Consider the following 17,257-nt stretch of genomic DNA (forward strand, 5'->3'; position numbering starts at 1 on the left):
GAGCCAGAATGGCGATTGAAAATTATATGCCAGATTTTGCTGTGGAAGCAGTTTATGATCTGACAGTCCCAAGCCTGCAAGCGCATGGTATCAAGGCTGTTTTGGTCGATCTGGATAATACCCTCATTGCTTGGAACAACCCTGATGGGACGCCAGAGATGAAGCAATGGCTACATGACCTTCGGGACGCAGGCATTCGCATCATCGTGGTCTCAAATAACACCAAAAAACGGGTCCAACGTGCAGTTGAGAAATTTGGAATTGACTACGTTTATTGGGCCTTGAAGCCCTTTACATTTGGGATTGACCGTGCCATGAAGGAATTCCACTATGAGAAAAATGAAGTGGTCATGGTCGGCGACCAACTTATGACAGATATACGAGCAGCACACCGTGCAGGTATTCGCTCGATCTTGGTCAAACCCTTGGTCCAACACGACTCCATCAAAACGCAGATTAACCGGGCTCGCGAGCGCCGTGTTATGCGAAAAATCACTGAAAAGTACGGACCGATTACATATAAAAAAGGAATTTAACTATGGAAGAAATTCTCTGTATTGGTTGTGGAGCAACCATTCAGACGACAGACAAGGCTGGTCTTGGTTTCACCCCCCAGTCAGCACTTGAAAAAGGGTTGGAGACAGGCGAAGTCTATTGCCAACGCTGTTTCCGTCTCCGTCATTACAATGAAATTACAGATGTCCAGTTGACGGACGATGATTTCCTCAAACTCTTGCACGAGGTGGGAGACAGTGATGCCTTGGTGGTCAATGTCATTGATATCTTTGACTTTAATGGCTCTGTCATCCCAGGCTTGCCACGTTTTGTATCAGGCAATGATGTCCTCTTGGTCGGAAATAAAAAAGATATCCTGCCTAAGTCTGTTAAACCAGGTAAGATTAGCCAATGGCTGATGGAACGTGCCCACGAGGAAGGACTTCGTCCAGTAGATGTCGTTCTGACATCAGCCCAAAACAAGCATGCCATTAAGGAAGTCATTGATAAGATTGAGCATTATCGTAAGGGACGCGATGTCTATGTAGTTGGTGTAACTAACGTTGGAAAGTCAACCCTTATCAACGCTATTATCCAAGAAATCACGGGTGACCAAAATGTCATCACGACTTCACGCTTTCCTGGGACAACCTTGGACAAGATTGAGATCCCACTTGATGACGGATCTTATATCTACGATACGCCGGGAATCATCCACCGCCACCAGATGGCCCACTACTTGACAGCTAAAAACCTCAAGTATGTCAGCCCTAAAAAGGAAATCAAGCCCAAAACCTATCAGCTTAACCCTGAGCAAACTCTATTTTTAGGAGGTTTGGGCCGATTTGACTTCATTGCAGGAGAAAAGCAAGGTTTTACAGCCTTCTTTGACAATGAACTCAAATTGCATCGTACTAAGCTTGAAAGCGCTAGTGCTTTCTACGACAAGCACCTCGGAACCCTTCTGACACCACCAAATAGCAAGGAAAAAGAAGATTTTCCAAAACTAGTCCAGCATGTATTTACTATCAAGGACAAAACAGACCTAGTCATCTCAGGACTAGGCTGGATCCGTGTAACAGGAAGCGCAAAAGTCGCTGTCTGGGCACCAGAAGGCGTCGCAGTTGTCACACGAAAAGCCATTATTTAAACACAGAAAGGAAAGGGTTGTCTTTATTATGGCGAGCATTGCGAGCCCCATGGATAATACTTTTCGCCGTGGTGTCAGTTGGTACAAGTGATTGTACCAATTGCGGAAAATTTGAGACCTTAGGCTCAAATTTTAGTCATGAAAGTCCGAAGGACTTTGCTGACGTCCGTCACCACTTTAGAAAAGTATAAAAAGAAACTCTTTTAAAGAAATTATGTCATTAACATCGAAACAACGTGCCTTCCTCAACAGCCAGGCACACACCCTCAAACCTATCATTCAAATTGGAAAAAATGGTCTCAACGACCAAATCAAGACCAGCGTCCGTCAAGCTCTTGACGCACGTGAATTGATCAAGGTTACTCTCTTGCAAAACACAGATGAAAACATCCATGAAGTAGCTGAAATCTTGGAAGAAGAAATTGGTGTGGATACTGTCCAAAAAATCGGACGCATCTTGATCTTGTTTAAACAATCCAGCAAGAAAGAAAATCGCAAGATTTCTAAGAAAGTTAAAGAAATCTAAACACTTACTCCAAACAACTGTTTTTACAGAGAATTAAAGGAAGACGAGCCTATGGCAATCGAATTATTGACTCCCTTTACCAAGGTAGAGTTGGAGCCAGAAATCAAGGAGAAAAAGCGCAAACAAGTCGGGATTCTAGGGGGGAATTTTAACCCTGTTCACCATGCCCATCTTGTTGTGGCGGACCAAGTACGACAACAGTTAGGACTGGACCAGGTCCTACTCATGCCTGAATATCAGCCACCTCATGTAGACAAAAAAGAAACCATCCCTGAACACCACCGTCTCAAGATGCTTGAATTGGCGATTGAGGGGATCGAAGGCCTAGCTATTGAAACCATTGAGCTAGAGCGCAAGGGGATTTCCTACACCTACGACACTATGAAGATTTTGACAGAGCAACATCCAGATACGGATTATTACTTTATTATCGGAGCTGATATGGTGGACTACCTGCCCAAGTGGTATCGGATTGATGAACTGGTTGATATGGTTCAGTTTGTGGGGGTTCAGCGCCCACGCTACAAGGCAGGGACTTCTTATCCAGTCATCTGGGTGGATGTGCCTCTCATGGATATTTCCTCCAGCATGGTACGTGACTTCATTGCCCAAGGTCGGAAACCCAACTTTCTCCTACCTCAGCCAGTGCTAGACTACATCGAGAAGGAGGGGCTCTACTGATGGCCTATCAAGACTATATCAACTGCTCCCGAGAGGCTTTGTTGGAAAGAATGGCAGAGCTTCTACCTGAAAAACGTTTGACCCATTGTCTGGGTGTAGAGCGTGCAGCTATAGAGCTAGCGGAGAGATTTGGAGTCGATACCGAGAAAGCTGGTCTAGCAGGCCTTCTTCATGATTATGCTAAAAAGTTGTCAGATCAGGAATTTCTGGATTTGATTGACCGTTACCAGCTAGACCCTGACCTCAAAAACTGGGGCAATAATGTCTGGCATGGCATGGTCGGCATCTACAAAATCAAGGAAGATTTGAACTTGCAAAACTCTGAAATCCTGCGAGCTATTGAAATCCATACAGTCGGGGCTGGTCAGATGACGGACTTAGACAAGGTCATCTATGTAGCAGACTACATCGAGCACAATCGTGCCTTCCCTGGAGTGGACCAGGCGCGTGAGATTGCAAGTTTGTCACTCAATAAGGCAGTGGCTTATGAGACAGCTCGTACCGTGGAGCATTTAGCTCATCAGGGATTTCCCATCTATCCCCAAACCCTTGAAACCTATAACGCCTTTGTGCACTATTTGAAAGAGGACTAAATGAAGACGGCTTTTATCATTATTGATGTACAAAATATTTTAGTGGAAACAGGTTTTAAGACAGAAAGGCTATTGGAAAAAATTTCTTATTTACAAAACCAAGCTAGAAGCAAGAATATAGAAATTATCTATGTTCAACATATTGAGAACCCTGAAGCCCAAACATCAGAAGATTGGCAGTTATCTGCGCTTTTGAATCGAAAACCTGATGAAAAGGTCTTTCAGAAGAAGTATAATAGTATTTTCAAAGAAACTGGCTTAAAAGAATATTTGGATAAACAGGGAATTGAAAAATTAGTTTTATGTGGTATGCAGACAGAATATTGTGTGGATACTTCTGTCAAGGTTGCCTTTGAATATGGCTATAAGCTGATTATTCCAGAAGGTGCTGTTACGACTTTTAATGGAGAGGATATCCCAGCAGCAACGCTCAATGAATTTTATGAGGACATTTGGGATGAGCGCTTTGCAGATGTCCTAGACTACAAACATATTTTCTAAAAAGAGGACTAAATGAACGAAAAAGAATTACTAGAACTAGTCGTGAAAGCGGCTGATGAGAAACGTGCGGAGGATATTCTCGCACTTGATGTACAAGATTTGACCAGCGTGACGGACTACTTTGTCATCACGAGCTCGATGAATAGCCGTCAGTTGGACGCTATCGCTGACAATATCCGTGAAAAAGTAGCTGAAGCTGGCTTTAAAGGTAGCCATGTTGAAGGCGATGCAGCGGGAGGTTGGGTTTTGTTGGACCTCGGCGGTGTCGTTGTGCATATCTTCTCAGAAGAAATGCGTGCCCACTATAACCTAGAAAAACTGTGGCATGAGGCGGAGTCTGTAGATATTTCTGAAGCCTTGGCCTAGTAGATGAACTCAGTTGCAGTCAACTGGGTTTATTTGCTTATTTTAGAAAAAAATGGATAGAAAGGTGAGGGCGTCGTGTTTTGTTCATCTCGAAACTGAACACGAGCTAAAAGCTACGAGAAAAAGAGTAACTTCCTTTGTATTTGACGATACAGCAGAAAGTTTCCTATTTTCTCCTTGCTTTTAACGCTCTTTGTATCTTAGAAAGGATTTGAACCCGTCCTGTAATCGTCGGAAAATAGATAGCCTTCCTTGGAGCTTGGCTCCATCGTCAAGCTCCTAATTTTCATTCCGATTACGGGCGGACTTGGTATCATGAATATGGCGACTTATGAAACCTTTGCGGCTGTTTACGATGCTGTGATGGACGATAGTTTATACGATAAATGGACGGATTTTTCCCTCCGTCATTTGCCTAAGACTAAGGAGAGAAAGAAACTCTTAGAATTGGCTTGTGGGACGGGTATCCAGTCTGTCCGCTTTTCTCAGGCTGGTTTTGATGTGACAGGACTTGACTTGAGCGCGGATATGTTGAAGATTGCGGAGAAGAGAGCTACTTCAGCCAAGCAAAAGATTGATTTTATTGAAGGTAATATGCTGGATTTATCCAAGGCTGGTCAATATGATTTTGTGACTTGTTACTCGGACTCTATCTGCTACATGCAGGATGAGGTAGAGGTAGGAGACGTCTTTAAGGAAGTGTATAATGCCCTCAATGAAGACGGAGTTTTCATCTTTGATGTGCATTCGACCTACCAGACAGATGAGGTTTTTCCAGGCTATTCCTACCATGAAAATGCAGAGAACTTCGCCATGCTTTGGGATACCTATGAGGACGAAGCTCCTCACTCCATCGTGCATGAGTTGACTTTCTTTATCAAGGAGGCTGACGGTTCCTTTAGTCGTCACGATGAAGTGCATGAGGAGCGAACATACGAAGTCTTGACCTATGATATTTTGCTGGAACAGGCTGGTTTCAAGTCCTTCAAACTCTATGCGGACTTTGAGGACAAGGAGCCGACAGAAACCAGCACCCGTTGGTTTTTCGTCGCGCAGAAGTAGGAGATGGATATGGTTCGATCAAAATATTCTTGGGAAGAAGTTTCGCAGTTTAATCGTATTCGTCAAAATGGAACGCTTTGGGAGAAAGATGGACAATACTTCTATGTTCAGGAAGAAGGAACCGTATTTTCAGAGTTAGTCGTTTACGATATGTCTAAGAAACTTTTTGATATGTTAGTAAATGAAATAAAATCGGAGGATGATATCCGACATACGCTGATGTATGGAACATGGCCAATGACAGTTGCTGGATGCCATAGGCCAACTATGTTGATAGCTTATCCTGAGTTGCAAAAAAATTATAGTAATGAACAACTGGCAGAAATCCTTCCAGTAGGAGAAAAACAATGGCTTAACTGGAGAGGAAGATTGCCTGAGCGGTATCGTAGATTTCGTCATTAGAATGGGAGAACATTATGACCATCACAGGTATTATCGCGGAGTTTAATCCTTTTCATAATGGGCATAAATACCTGCTGGATCAGGAGAAGGGATTGAAAATCGTTGCCATGTCTGGGAATTTCATGCAGCGTGGAGAGCCTGCTATTGTGGACAAGTGGACACGGGCTCACATGGCACTGGAAAATGGAGCGGATCTGGTAGTGGAATTGCCCTTTTTAGTTAGTGTTCAGGCGGCAGATTTCTTTGGCCAAGGAGCTGTGGATATCTTGGCTCGCTTGGGTATTGATACTCTCGCTTTCGGGACAGAGGAAGTTCTGGATTACCAGGAAATTGCTGATCTATACACGGAGCAAGGCACTGAGATGGAGAAATTTGTGGAAAATCTGCCTGATTCCCTCTCCTATCCTCAGAAAACCCAAGCCATGTGGAAGGAATTTGCAGGTCTAGATTTTTCAGGCAAGACGCCCAATCATGTTCTAGCTTTGGCCTATGCCAAGGCGGTTGCGGGACGTAGAATCAAACTCCACCCGATTCAGCGTCAGGGGGCTGGTTATCATTCTGTGGATAAGGATGTGGACTTTGCCTCGGCAACAGCCCTCCGTCAGCATCAATCAGACCAAGATTTCTTAGAACGCTTTATGCCTTCTGTTGCCCTCTTTGAGCAGACCAGTAAGGTGAGCTGGGATGACTATTTTCCCTTGCTCCGCTATCAAATTTTGTCAAATCCAGACCTAACAACGATCTATCAGGTCAATCAAGAAATGGCTGTGCGCATCAAGGAAGCTATCAAAACAGCCCAGTCTGTTGACGAATTGGTCGAGGCAGTTGCGACCAAGCGTTATACCAAGGCGCGTGTCAGACGCCTCTTGACTTATATTTTGGTGCAGGCCAGAGAAAGCGACTTGCCAGAAGCTATCCATGTTCTTGGCTTTACTGAAAAAGGCAGACAACATCTCAAGTCACTGAAAGAGCAGGTCCATCTAGTCAGCCGAATTGGCAAAGAACCTTGGGATGCTATGACTCAAAAGGCAGACCAGATTTACCAACTAGGATACCCAAGCATCGCAGAGCAGAATTTTGGCAGAGTGCCTATCAAAATAGAATTAAACTAAGTCTACTGAAAGGTAGGCTTTTTTATTGTATGTTTTAATGAAAATGTCATTTTTAAGAGTTAGAAAGTTTGTTTTGTGATTTCAGAACTTTCTCCTAAAATTCACACAAAACTCTTCAATTTGGGTTTGTGAAAATCGGTTTTTTATGATAGAATATTAAGGAATGTATGTCATTCGATAAACAAATTTAATGAGGTAAAAACATGGAAATCATGACACTTGCGATTGCTGTTTTTGCCGTCATCATTGGTTTAGTCATTGGATATGTCAGCATCTCAGCTAAGATGAAATCATCTCAAGAGGCTGCAGAGTTGATGCTTCTAAATGCTGAACAAGAAGCAACTAATTTACGAGGACAAGCTGAGCGCGAAGCGGATTTATTACTAAATGAAGCCAAGAGCGAAAGCAAGTCTCTTAAAAAAGAAGCACTATTGGAGGCCAAAGAGGAAGCCAGAAAATACCGTGAAGAAGTGGACGCTGAATTTAAGTCAGAACGTCAGGAGCTCAAGCAAATTGAAAGTCGTTTGACGGAGAGAGCTACGAGCCTTGACCGCAAAGACGACAATTTGACGAACAAAGAAAAAACACTTGAACAAAAAGAACAAAGTATTTCTGATAGAGCAAAAAACCTTGATGCACGTGAAGAGCAATTAGAGGAAGTCGAAAGACAAAAAGAAGCTGAACTTGAACGTATCAGTTCCCTTTCCCAAACTGAGGCTCGAGATATTATCTTGGCTCAGACAGAGGAAAACTTGACTAAGGAAATTGCTAGCCGCATTCGTGAGGCTGAGCAAGAAGTGAAGGAACGTTCAGACAAGATTGCGAAAGATATCTTGGTTCAGGCTATGCAGCGTATCGCTGGTGAGTATGTAGCGGAGTCAACAAACTCTATAGTTCACCTACCAGACGATACCATGAAGGGACGCATTATCGGTCGTGAAGGACGCAATATTCGTACCTTTGAAAGTTTGACAGGGGTTGATGTCATCATTGACGACACGCCAGAAGTGGTAACCTTGTCAGGATTTGATCCGATTCGTCGTGAAATTGCTCGTATGACCATGGAAATGTTGCTCAAGGATGGCCGTATCCACCCAGCTCGTATCGAGGAGTTGGTGGAGAAAAACCGTCAAGAGATTGACAATAAAATCCGTGAATACGGTGAGGCTGCTGCCTACGAGATTGGTGCGCCAAACCTCCATCCAGACTTGATGAAGATCATGGGACGCTTACAGTTCCGTACTTCATATGGACAAAATGTCTTGCGTCATTCGATTGAGGTTGCTAAGTTATCTGGTATCATCGCCAGTGAACTTGGTGAAAATGCAGCTCTTGCCCGTCGTGCTGGATTCCTTCACGACATCGGGAAAGCTATTGACCGCGAGGTTGAAGGTAGCCACGTTGAGATTGGTACAGAGTTGGCACGCAAGTACAAGGAACACCCAGTTGTGGTGAATACCATTGCTAGCCACCACGGCGAAGTGGAAGCCGAAAGCGTCATTGCAGTGATCGTTGCTGCAGCAGATGCCTTGAGTGCAGCGCGTCCAGGTGCTCGTAGTGAATCTCTTGAAAGCTACATCAAGCGTCTCCATGATTTGGAAGAAATCGCCAATGGCTTTGAAGGAGTGCAAAATAGTTTTGCCCTTCAAGCAGGACGTGAAATCCGTATCATGGTTAATCCAGGACAAATCAAAGACGACAAAGTCACAATCTTGGCTCACAAAGTTCGTGAGAAAATTGAAAATAATCTCGATTACCCAGGAAATATCAAGGTAACCGTGATCCGCGAACTTCGTGCAGTAGATTATGCTAAATAAATAAGAAAGAGCAGTTGAAAAATTACTGCTTTTTTGTTACACTAGATAGAAAGACTGTAGAAGGATAACTGACGCTATCATCAGTATCCGAGAGAAATTTTACTTTATTTCACAGACTAACTAAAGGAGACATAATGGCAGACCGAGGCTTGCTAATCGTTTTTTCTGGTCCTTCAGGAGTTGGGAAAGGGACGGTTAGAAGAGAGATTTTTGAGAGTTCTGAGAATCAATTTCAATACTCTGTATCGATGACGACGCGTGCGCAACGTCCTGGTGAAGTGGACGGAGTGGACTATTTCTTCCGTACTCGTGAAGAGTTTGAAGAGCTGATCCGTCAAGGTCAGATGTTGGAATATGCAGAATATGTCGGTAACTACTATGGAACTCCTTTGACCTATGTCAATGAAACTTTGGACAAGGGAATCGATGTCTTTCTTGAGATTGAAGTGCAAGGAGCCCTTCAGGTTAAGAAAAAGGTTCCAGACGCTGTCTTTATCTTTCTAACGCCACCAGATTTGGATGAATTGCAAGATCGTTTGGTAGGTCGTGGAACAGATAGTGCGGAAGTGATTGCCCAACGAATCGAAAAAGCCAAGGAAGAAATTGCTCTCATGCGTGAGTATGATTATGCCATTGTTAACGATCAGGTGCCCCTCGCTGCTGAACGTGTCAAGCGTGTGATCGAAGCAGAACACTTCCGTGTGGACCGTGTTATTGGTCACTACCAGGAGATGTTGCCAAAATCTCCAACTACTCGATAAACTATAGGAAACAGGTACAAGCAAATGATGTTAAAGCCCTCTATTGATACCTTGCTGGACAAGGTACCATCAAAATATTCACTCGTAATCTTGGAAGCAAAACGTGCCCACGAACTAGAAGCAGGCGCACCAGCGACTCAAGAGTTTAAGTCTGAAAAATCAACTCTTCGTGCTTTAGAAGAAATCGAGTCTGGAAATGTAACCATTCACCCAGATCCAGAAGGAAAACGTGAAGCAGTTCGTCTCCGTATCGAAGAAGAAAAACGCCGCAGAGAAGAAGAAGAAAAGAAAATCAAAGAGCAAATTGCTAAAGAAAAAGAAGATGGTGAAAAAATTTAAGGTTGGGGGGACTCAATCTTATTTTTTCTATTACAAGAATGTAGTGACAAGAAGGAGGTGAGAAGATGGCTATCGCAAATATTATCGTGGATGTTCCCCTGATGCAGACGGACCAGCCATATAGTTACAAGGTCCCAGAGGAATTTATAGACATGCTGGAAGTCGGTATGCGGGTCCATGTCCCCTTCGGTAAGGGCAATCGTTTGATCCAAGGAATTGTGTTGGGCTTGGAGTCCCAGTCGGATGAAGAAGTGACAGATGAGGACTTGAAAGAGATTGCAGAAGTCCTAGACTTTTCGCCCGTCTTGACCCAGGAGCAACTCTGGCTGGCTGAGGAGCTTCGTAAGTCAGTCTTTTCTTACAAGATCTCCATTCTAAAAGCCATGCTTCCAGGATTTTTAAACTCCAGCTATGATAAGATTCTCTATCCTTTAGAAGGCCTAAGTCAGGTAGACAAAGAGCGCTTGTTTGGTTCAGAAGATTCGCTAGCCTTTTCTTCTCTAGATTTGGCCAAGCAGGCAGAAATGATGCGATTGACCAGGAAATGTCTGCTCCGCTTAGAATACCAGGCAGTCGATCAAAAGAAGGTCAAGACCCAGTCTTGGTATGAGATTGATGTTACTAAGCTGGAGAAGATTGAGATTTCTGCGCGTGCTAAGAAAAAGGCAGAGTTGAGAGACTATTTGCTTGCCCATGCGGAAAGTGCTCCTCTGGCTAGCTTGCTAGAGTCTTATTCGAGGGAGCAAGTTAACTTCTTTGTGGAGCAAGGAGCTCTAACCCTAGTTCAAAAGGAAGTGCAACGCTCAGCCGCTTATTTTGAAGGCATTGAAGCCAGCCAACCTTTGGAATTGAATCCTGAACAAAGACAGGCGCGTGATGCCGTTGTCAGTGCTATTGGCAGTCAACAGCCTCCTTTCCTCCTTCAAGGGATTACAGGAAGTGGGAAAACAGAGGTTTATTTGCAGATTATCCAAGGAGCCTTGGATAAGGGTAAGACGGCTATTTTACTGGTACCTGAGATTTCTCTGACGCCACAAATGACGGAGCGGTTCATTGCTCGTTTCGGCGAGAAAGTAGCCATTCTTCATTCAGGCCTGTCCAATGGTGAAAAGTACGACGAATGGCGCAAAGTGGAACGTGGAGATGCTCAAGTTGTCGTTGGAGCCAGATCGGCCATCTTTGCTCCTCTGAAAAATCTGGGTGTCATCATTATCGACGAAGAACATGAAGCTAGTTACAAGCAAGATAGCAATCCACGTTACCATGCTAGAGAGGTCGCCATTCTACGGGCCCAGTACAATCAAGCGGCCCTGGTCCTTGGTTCGGCGACACCTAGCTTAGAAAGCCGTGCGCGGGCTGGTAAAGGCGTCTATCAACACTTACGTCTGACCCAACGGGCCAATCCTTTGGCTACGATTCCTGAGGTTCAAGTGATTGACTTTCGGGACTATATCGGGCAGAATGAGACGTCAAACTTTACGCCCCCTTTGCTAGAGGCCATTCAAGATCGCCTGGATAAAAAAGAGCAGGTAGTCCTCATGCTCAACCGTCGGGGTTATTCTAGCTTTGTTATGTGTCGAGAGTGTGGGACGGTAGATAGCTGCCCCAACTGCGATATTTCTCTGACTCTCCACATGGATACCAAGACCATGAATTGCCATTACTGTGGTTTTTCTAAGGGAATTCCTCATGTCTGTCCCAACTGTCAGAGTCGCAGTATCCGTTACTACGGGACGGGAACTCAGAAAGCCTACGATGAACTAGCAGAGCTCTTTCCTCATGCCCGCATTCTGCGGATGGATGTGGATACGACCCGTAGGAAAGGCAGTCACCAAGCTCTTCTTGACCAGTTTGGTCAAGGGGAAGCGGATATCTTGCTGGGAACTCAGATGATTGCCAAGGGATTGGATTTTCCAAATGTGACCTTGGTCGGAGTGCTCAATGCAGATACGGCCTTGAATCTGCCTGATTTCCGTTCTTCTGAGAGAACCTTCCAACTCTTGACCCAGGTGGCTGGCCGGGCAGGTCGTGCGGAAAAGGCTGGGCAGGTCTTGATCCAGTCTTACAATCCTGAGCACTATGCCATTCGATTTGCCAAGGAGCAGGATTATGAAGGCTTTTACGCCTATGAAATGAGCATCAGGCGCCAACTCGGCTATCCGCCTTATTATTTCACTATTGGGATTACCCTCTCTCACAAGAAAGAAGAAGAGGTTGTCAAACGTGCCTATGAAGTTATGGGAATTTTGCGCTCAGGTCTATCGGAAACTAGTAAAATCCTGGGTCCAACGCCCAAGCCCATTGCTCGTACCCACAACCTTTATCATTACCAGATTTTGATTAAATACCGTTTAGAAGATGAGCTGGGTCCAACCCTCAACCAGGTCTTGGCCTTGACTCAAGAACGTGAAAATAGCGAGCTTCGTCTCAGCATTGACCACGAACCGCAGCAATTTTTATAAGAAGGAGAAGAAATGACAAAACTAATCTTTATGGGGACACCCGACTTTTCAGCAACAGTTTTGAAGGGGTTGTTATCAGATGATCGTTACGAGATTCTAGCTGTTGTAACCCAGCCAGACCGCGCTGTCGGCCGTAAAAAAGTAATCCAAGAAACCCCAGTCAAGCAGGCTGCCAAAGAAGCAAATCTTCCTATCTACCAACCTGAAAAATTATCTGGAAGTCCAGAGATGGAAGCCATTATGAAGCTAGGAGCGGATGGAATTGTGACTGCTGCGTTTGGGCAGTTTCTCCCAAGTAAACTCCTTGATAGCATGGACTTTGCGGTCAACGTTCACGCTTCCCTTCTTCCCAAACACCGTGGTGGTGCGCCCATTCATTACGCCTTGATTCAAGGGGATGAGGAAGCTGGTGTAACCATTATGGAGATGGTTAAGGAAATGGATGCAGGGGATATGATTTCCCGTCGCAGTATTCCTATCACTGATGAGGATAATGTCGGCACCTTATTTGAGAAATTAGCCATTGTTGGTCGTGACTTGCTCTTGGACACCCTGCCTGGCTATATTGCTGGGGAGATCAAACCTGTGCCTCAGGACCCAAGTCAAGTCACTTTCTCGCCAAATATCAAGCCAGAAGAAGAGAAACTCGATTGGACTAAAACCAATCGCCAACTCTTTAACCAAATCAGAGGGATGAATCCATGGCCTGTTGCCCATACTTTTCTCAAAGGTGACCGCTTTAAGATCTATGAAGCCCTACCAGTAGAAGGTCAGGGAGCTCCAGGTGAGATCCTCTCAATCGGCAAGAAGGAATTGATTGTCGCAACGGCAGAAGGGGCTCTGTCTCTCAAGCAAGTCCAGCCAGCTGGTAAGCCTAAGATGGACATCGCTTCCTTCCTCAACGGTGTTGGACGCACATTGACAGTAGGAGAACGATTTGGTGACTAAAGTAGAAACGGCTAGAAGTCTAGCTCTAGCAGTGCTAGAGGATGTTTTTATCAACCAAGCATATTCCAATATTGCCTTAAACAAACACCTTAAGGGGAGTCAACTCTCAGAAGCAGATAAGAGCTTGGTGACAGAAATTGTCTACGGTACGGTAGCCCGAAAACTGACTCTGGAATGGTACCTGTCCCACTTTATCGAAGACCGGGATAAGCTAGATAACTGGCTCTATATCCTGCTCCTCCTGAGCGCTTACCAACTTCGGTATCTGGATAAGATTCCTAATCACGCTGTTGTTAATGAAGCAGTGGAACTAGCCAAAGAGCGTAAAAAAGGCAGTGAAAAATTAGTCAACGCCGTCCTTCGTCGTATCTTGCGAGAAGGCTGGTCAGACATTGACAGTATCAAACGCAAAAACAAGCGTGATTCCATTGCTTATTCTCTCCCAGTTTGGCTAGTATCTAAACTTAAGGAAGAATACGGTGAAGAGCGAGCACAAGCCATCTTTAAAAGTCTCTTGGTGCGTAACAAAGCCAGTATTCGTGTAGCCGATTTGAGCCGAAAAGAGGAAATCAAAGCCGTGTTAGAAGCGACTGATTCCCCTTTGGCGGCCACTGGTCTGGTCAAGGAGCAAGGCCACTTTGCAGGTCATGATTTGTTCGCAGAAGGGGCTATAACCATCCAAGACGAGTCCAGTCAACTGGTTGCTCCGACTCTTGATTTACAAGGTGATGAACAGGTCCTGGATGCCTGTGCCGCTCCGGGTGGGAAAACAGCTCATATGGCTTCTTACCTCACATCCGGTAAGGTGACGGCTTTGGACCTTTATGATCATAAGTTGGACTTGATCCAAGAAAATGCAGAGCGTTTGGGTGTGGCAGATCGAGTGCAAACACAAAAGTTGGACGCCAGAAAAGTGCATGAGTTTTTCAGTCGGGACTCTTTTGATAAGATTTTGGTAGATGCTCCCTGTTCTGGGATTGGACTTTTACGCCGCAAACCAGACATCAAATACAATAAAGAAACAGCAGATTTCACGTCCTTACAGGAAATTCAGCTGGAAATATTAGGTAGTGTTTGTCAAACGCTACGAAAAGGTGGTATAATAACTTATAGTACCTGTACTATTGTCTCTGAGGAGAACTTTCAAGTCGTTGAGGCGTTTTTAGAAAGTCATCCCGAGTTCGAGCAGGTTAAACTAGAACACGAATGTAAAGATATCCTGAAAGATGGCTGCATCCTGATTACTCCAGAATTGTATGGAAGTGATGGATTCTTTATCAGCCAATTTCGCAAGATATCAGAATAGGAAGGAACTGACACAATGGAAATAGCATTATTAACAGATGTTGGTCAGAAACGGACAAATAATCAGGACTATGTCAATCACTTTGTCAACCGAGCAGGACGCACTATGATCATCTTGGCTGACGGGATGGGAGGCCACCGTGCAGGAAATATCGCTAGTGAGATGGCGGTAACAGACCTTGGTGTGGCTTGGGTGGATACCCAAATTGATTCAGTCAATGAAGTTCGTGAGTGGTTTGCCCACTACCTGGAGATTGAAAATCAAAAAATTCATCAACTAGGTCAGGACGAAGCCTACAGAGGCATGGGAACAACGCTAGAAGCTGTTGCGTTTATTGACAACCAAGCCATCTATGCTCACATTGGTGATTCTCGTATCGGTTTGATTCGTGGAGAAGAATACCAACAGTTGACGAGTGACCATTCCTTGGTTAATGAATTGCTCAAGGCTGGTCAATTGACTCCAGAAGAAGCAGAAACTCACCCTCAAAAGAATATCATCACCCAGTCTATCGGACAAAAGGATGAAATCCAGCCAGATTTTGGGATGATTACACTGGAGTCAGGAGATTATCTCTTGCTCAATAGTGATGGTTTGACCAATATGATTTCGGCAAGCGAGATTTATGATATTGTAACCAGTGATATTTCCCTAGCAGATAAGGCGGCAACCCTCATTCGTTTTGCTAACAATGCAGGAGGTTTAGACAACATTACGGTTGCCCTTGTTTACATGAACGAGGAGGCAGCAGAATGATCCAAATCGGCAAGATTTTTGCCGGGCGGTATCGGATTGTCAAGCAGATTGGCCGAGGAGGCATGGCAGATGTTTACTTGGCTAAGGATTTGATCCTAGACGGGGAAGAAGTGGCAGTGAAGGTCCTGAGGACCAACTACCAGACGGACCCGATTGCTGTGGCACGTTTCCAGCGTGAAGCGAGGGCCATGGCGGATCTGGACCATCCTCATATCGTTCGGATAACAGATATTGGTGAGGAAGACGGTCAACAGTACCTGGCTATGGAATACGTAGCAGGCCTTGACCTCAAGCGTTATATCAAAGAACACTATCCTCTTTCAAACGAAGAAGCAGTTCGGATTATGGGACAAATCCTCTTGGCCATGCGCTTAGCCCATACTCGAGGAATCGTTCACCGGGATTTGAAACCTCAAAATATCCTCTTGACACCTGACGGCACAGCTAAGGTCACGGACTTTGGGATTGCCGTAGCCTTTGCGGAGACCAGTCTGACCCAGACAAACTCAATGTTAGGCTCTGTTCATTATTTGTCACCTGAACAAGCGCGTGGTTCTAAAGCGACCTTCCAGAGCGATATCTATGCGATGGGGATTATCTTCTATGAGATGCTGACGGGACATATCCCTTATGATGGGGATAGTGCGGTTACGATTGCCCTCCAGCATTTCCAGAAGCCACTTCCGTCCGTCATAGCTGAAAATCCATCTGTCCCTCAGGCTTTAGAAAATGTTGTCATTAAGGCAACTGCTAAGAAGCTGTCAGATCGTTATCAGTCTGTTTCAGAAATGTATGTGGATTTGTCAACTAGCTTGTCTTATAATCGTCGCAATGAACCGAAACTGGTCTTTGACGATGCGAGTAAGGCAGACACTAAGACTTTACCTAAAGTCCCACAAAGTACACTAACATCGATTCCTAAAGCTCCGGCGCAAGAAGAACGCCCTCAGCTAAAGAAACCAACTCAACCAGTGGCAGAACCGGCTCCAGCGCCAAAACCAGCCAAGAAACGGAAGTTTAAGGCTCGCTATATGATTCTTTTGGCCAGTCTTCTATTGGTTGCAGCCTCTTTGGTCTGGATTTTGTCAAGAACACCTGCAACGATTCCCATTCCTGATGTGGCTGGACAAACCGTTGCCGAGGCTAAGGAAGCTCTTAAAAAATCCAAGTTTGAAGCTGGTGAAGAAAAGTCAGAAGCTAGCGATACAGTAGCAGAAGGACGTGTTATTCGAACGGATCCAGAAGCTGGTAGTGGCCGAAAAGAAGGAACCAAGGTCAATTTGATTGTTTCTTCTGGTAAGCAATCCTTCCAATTGAGCAATTATGTCGGACGTAAGTATACGGAAGTTGTAGCTGAACTCAAGGAGAAGAAGGTTCCTGAAAATCTAATCAAGATGGAAGAGGAAGAATCCAATGAAAGCGAACCTGGAATCGTCATCAGACAGACCCCTGCTTCGGGTTCGACTTATGATCTCTCAAAAGCCACTACGATTACCTTAACAGTGGCTAAGAAGGTGACTAGTGTCAGCATGCCGAACTACATCGGCTCAAGTCTCGAGTTTACAAAGAATAACTTGACTCAGATTGTCGGTGTGAAGGAAGCGAATATTGAGGTTGTAGAAGTATCGACTGCTCCTGAAGGAACGGCAGAAGGAACTGTTGTAAGTCAAACGCCAAGAGCAGGAGAACAGGTTGATCTTGCAAGTACGCGTATCAAACTTTCCATCTACAAACCAAAAACACCACCGTCAACTTCATCCTCTAATCCTGCCCAACGTGGAAACCAGGGTTCTCCTACAAGTCCAAACCAGGGGAACCAACAAGGAAATCAACAAGGGAACACTCCTTCTAGCAGTTCATCCAATAGTGAAGGAACTCACGAAAGTTCTCGAGATTAAACGAATCTTTGTCATGATTTCATGACAAAGATTTTTTTTCACAAGATTTTGTGATAAAATATAGGAAGTAGAAAAAAGGAGG

General features: G+C 44.7%; 18 protein-coding genes. All 18 read left to right on the plus strand.

The features are described 5' to 3' along the window. The first annotated feature begins 8 nt into the window (after nucleotides 1-8). The 18 genes from HMPREF8578_RS06845 (at nucleotide 9) to pknB (ending at nucleotide 17,175) form a co-directional block, all read left to right on the plus strand. Complete coding sequence (locus tag HMPREF8578_RS06845; protein ID WP_000963732.1) at nucleotides 9-536, plus strand: YqeG family HAD IIIA-type phosphatase; 528 nt, start codon at nucleotides 9-11, stop codon at nucleotides 534-536. A 2-nt stretch (nucleotides 537-538) separates the two neighbouring features. Continuing rightward, on the plus strand, nucleotides 539-1,645 hold the full coding sequence (yqeH, locus tag HMPREF8578_RS06850; RefSeq protein WP_000391186.1) for a ribosome biogenesis GTPase YqeH: 1,107 nt from the start codon (nucleotides 539-541) through the stop codon (nucleotides 1,643-1,645). Nucleotides 1,646-1,859: 214 nt separating this feature from the next. Then, nucleotides 1,860-2,171 (plus strand): ribosome assembly RNA-binding protein YhbY, encoded by a 312-nt coding sequence (gene yhbY, locus HMPREF8578_RS06855; RefSeq protein ID WP_000060169.1) that lies wholly within the window; start codon nucleotides 1,860-1,862, stop codon nucleotides 2,169-2,171. Between the two features lie 51 nt (nucleotides 2,172-2,222). Beyond that, a complete protein-coding gene (locus tag HMPREF8578_RS06860; protein ID WP_000963695.1) occupies nucleotides 2,223-2,852 on the plus strand; it encodes a nicotinate-nucleotide adenylyltransferase in 630 nt (209 codons plus the stop codon). Next, the gene (gene yqeK, locus HMPREF8578_RS06865; protein WP_000331234.1) at nucleotides 2,852-3,445 is read left to right on the plus strand and encodes a bis(5'-nucleosyl)-tetraphosphatase (symmetrical) YqeK; all 594 of its coding nucleotides are present in this window, start codon (nucleotides 2,852-2,854) and stop codon (nucleotides 3,443-3,445) included. The genes HMPREF8578_RS06860 and yqeK overlap by 1 nt, the downstream gene beginning before the upstream one ends. Continuing rightward, the gene (locus HMPREF8578_RS06870; protein WP_000844690.1) at nucleotides 3,446-3,946 is read left to right on the plus strand and encodes a cysteine hydrolase family protein; all 501 of its coding nucleotides are present in this window, start codon (nucleotides 3,446-3,448) and stop codon (nucleotides 3,944-3,946) included. It abuts the gene before it with no gap. Nucleotides 3,947-3,958: 12 nt separating this feature from the next. Further along, nucleotides 3,959-4,312 carry a ribosome silencing factor gene (gene rsfS, locus HMPREF8578_RS06875; RefSeq protein ID WP_001003007.1) on the plus strand — a complete coding sequence of 118 codons (354 nt, stop codon included), beginning with the start codon at nucleotides 3,959-3,961 and terminating at the stop codon, nucleotides 4,310-4,312. 321 nt (nucleotides 4,313-4,633) lie between these two features. Beyond that, the gene (locus tag HMPREF8578_RS06880) at nucleotides 4,634-5,374 is read left to right on the plus strand and encodes a class I SAM-dependent DNA methyltransferase (protein ID WP_025168821.1); all 741 of its coding nucleotides are present in this window, start codon (nucleotides 4,634-4,636) and stop codon (nucleotides 5,372-5,374) included. 9 nt (nucleotides 5,375-5,383) lie between these two features. Next, nucleotides 5,384-5,776, plus strand: a complete 393-nt coding sequence (locus HMPREF8578_RS06885; RefSeq protein WP_000252454.1) for a hypothetical protein — start codon at nucleotides 5,384-5,386, stop codon at nucleotides 5,774-5,776. A gap of 14 nt (nucleotides 5,777-5,790) precedes the next feature. Next, nucleotides 5,791-6,888, plus strand: a complete 1,098-nt coding sequence (locus HMPREF8578_RS06890) for a nucleotidyltransferase (RefSeq protein WP_000156365.1) — start codon at nucleotides 5,791-5,793, stop codon at nucleotides 6,886-6,888. A 203-nt stretch (nucleotides 6,889-7,091) separates the two neighbouring features. Further along, a complete protein-coding gene (locus HMPREF8578_RS06895) occupies nucleotides 7,092-8,705 on the plus strand; it encodes a ribonuclease Y (protein WP_000404962.1) in 1,614 nt (537 codons plus the stop codon). Between the two features lie 134 nt (nucleotides 8,706-8,839). Next, on the plus strand, nucleotides 8,840-9,466 hold the full coding sequence (gene gmk / locus HMPREF8578_RS06900; RefSeq protein ID WP_000775041.1) for a guanylate kinase: 627 nt from the start codon (nucleotides 8,840-8,842) through the stop codon (nucleotides 9,464-9,466). A gap of 24 nt (nucleotides 9,467-9,490) precedes the next feature. Next, nucleotides 9,491-9,805: a DNA-directed RNA polymerase subunit omega gene (rpoZ, locus tag HMPREF8578_RS06905; RefSeq protein WP_002875802.1), complete on the plus strand. Its 315-nt coding sequence runs from the start codon at nucleotides 9,491-9,493 to the stop codon at nucleotides 9,803-9,805. A gap of 65 nt (nucleotides 9,806-9,870) precedes the next feature. Then, complete coding sequence (locus tag HMPREF8578_RS06910; protein WP_000951977.1) at nucleotides 9,871-12,267, plus strand: primosomal protein N'; 2,397 nt, start codon at nucleotides 9,871-9,873, stop codon at nucleotides 12,265-12,267. A 12-nt stretch (nucleotides 12,268-12,279) separates the two neighbouring features. Continuing rightward, complete coding sequence (fmt, locus tag HMPREF8578_RS06915) at nucleotides 12,280-13,215, plus strand: methionyl-tRNA formyltransferase (RefSeq protein WP_000163663.1); 936 nt, start codon at nucleotides 12,280-12,282, stop codon at nucleotides 13,213-13,215. Further along, complete coding sequence (gene rsmB / locus HMPREF8578_RS06920; RefSeq protein ID WP_002893041.1) at nucleotides 13,208-14,521, plus strand: 16S rRNA (cytosine(967)-C(5))-methyltransferase RsmB; 1,314 nt, start codon at nucleotides 13,208-13,210, stop codon at nucleotides 14,519-14,521. Before fmt ends, rsmB begins: the two co-directional genes overlap by 8 nt. A 15-nt stretch (nucleotides 14,522-14,536) precedes the next feature. Beyond that, nucleotides 14,537-15,277 carry a Stp1/IreP family PP2C-type Ser/Thr phosphatase gene (locus HMPREF8578_RS06925; RefSeq protein ID WP_000401529.1) on the plus strand — a complete coding sequence of 247 codons (741 nt, stop codon included), beginning with the start codon at nucleotides 14,537-14,539 and terminating at the stop codon, nucleotides 15,275-15,277. After that, nucleotides 15,274-17,175 carry a Stk1 family PASTA domain-containing Ser/Thr kinase gene (gene pknB, locus HMPREF8578_RS06930; protein ID WP_000614522.1) on the plus strand — a complete coding sequence of 634 codons (1,902 nt, stop codon included), beginning with the start codon at nucleotides 15,274-15,276 and terminating at the stop codon, nucleotides 17,173-17,175. The genes HMPREF8578_RS06925 and pknB overlap by 4 nt, the downstream gene beginning before the upstream one ends. Nucleotides 17,176-17,257 lie beyond the last annotated feature (82 nt).

It is taken from the genome of Streptococcus oralis ATCC 49296 (assembly GCF_000185265.1).
Lineage (GTDB): Bacteria > Bacillota > Bacilli > Lactobacillales > Streptococcaceae > Streptococcus > Streptococcus oralis_BC.

Bases quoted from the DNA above. Each gene is read 5' to 3' on its own strand.
- HMPREF8578_RS06845 (WP_000963732.1), top strand. From the start codon at position 9: ATGGCGATTGAAAATTATATGCCAGATTTTGCTGTGGAAGCAGTTTAT.
- yqeH (WP_000391186.1), top strand. From the start codon at position 539: ATGGAAGAAATTCTCTGTATTGGTTGTGGAGCAACCATTCAGACGACA.
- yhbY (WP_000060169.1), top strand. From the start codon at position 1,860: ATGTCATTAACATCGAAACAACGTGCCTTCCTCAACAGCCAGGCACAC.
- HMPREF8578_RS06860 (WP_000963695.1), top strand. From the start codon at position 2,223: ATGGCAATCGAATTATTGACTCCCTTTACCAAGGTAGAGTTGGAGCCA.
- yqeK (WP_000331234.1), top strand. From the start codon at position 2,852: ATGGCCTATCAAGACTATATCAACTGCTCCCGAGAGGCTTTGTTGGAA.
- HMPREF8578_RS06870 (WP_000844690.1), top strand. From the start codon at position 3,446: ATGAAGACGGCTTTTATCATTATTGATGTACAAAATATTTTAGTGGAA.
- rsfS (WP_001003007.1), top strand. From the start codon at position 3,959: ATGAACGAAAAAGAATTACTAGAACTAGTCGTGAAAGCGGCTGATGAG.
- HMPREF8578_RS06880 (WP_025168821.1), top strand. From the start codon at position 4,634: ATGGCGACTTATGAAACCTTTGCGGCTGTTTACGATGCTGTGATGGAC.
- HMPREF8578_RS06885 (WP_000252454.1), top strand. From the start codon at position 5,384: ATGGTTCGATCAAAATATTCTTGGGAAGAAGTTTCGCAGTTTAATCGT.
- HMPREF8578_RS06890 (WP_000156365.1), top strand. From the start codon at position 5,791: ATGACCATCACAGGTATTATCGCGGAGTTTAATCCTTTTCATAATGGG.
- HMPREF8578_RS06895 (WP_000404962.1), top strand. From the start codon at position 7,092: ATGGAAATCATGACACTTGCGATTGCTGTTTTTGCCGTCATCATTGGT.
- gmk (WP_000775041.1), top strand. From the start codon at position 8,840: ATGGCAGACCGAGGCTTGCTAATCGTTTTTTCTGGTCCTTCAGGAGTT.
- rpoZ (WP_002875802.1), top strand. From the start codon at position 9,491: ATGATGTTAAAGCCCTCTATTGATACCTTGCTGGACAAGGTACCATCA.
- HMPREF8578_RS06910 (WP_000951977.1), top strand. From the start codon at position 9,871: ATGGCTATCGCAAATATTATCGTGGATGTTCCCCTGATGCAGACGGAC.
- fmt (WP_000163663.1), top strand. From the start codon at position 12,280: ATGACAAAACTAATCTTTATGGGGACACCCGACTTTTCAGCAACAGTT.
- HMPREF8578_RS06925 (WP_000401529.1), top strand. From the start codon at position 14,537: ATGGAAATAGCATTATTAACAGATGTTGGTCAGAAACGGACAAATAAT.
- pknB (WP_000614522.1), top strand. From the start codon at position 15,274: ATGATCCAAATCGGCAAGATTTTTGCCGGGCGGTATCGGATTGTCAAG.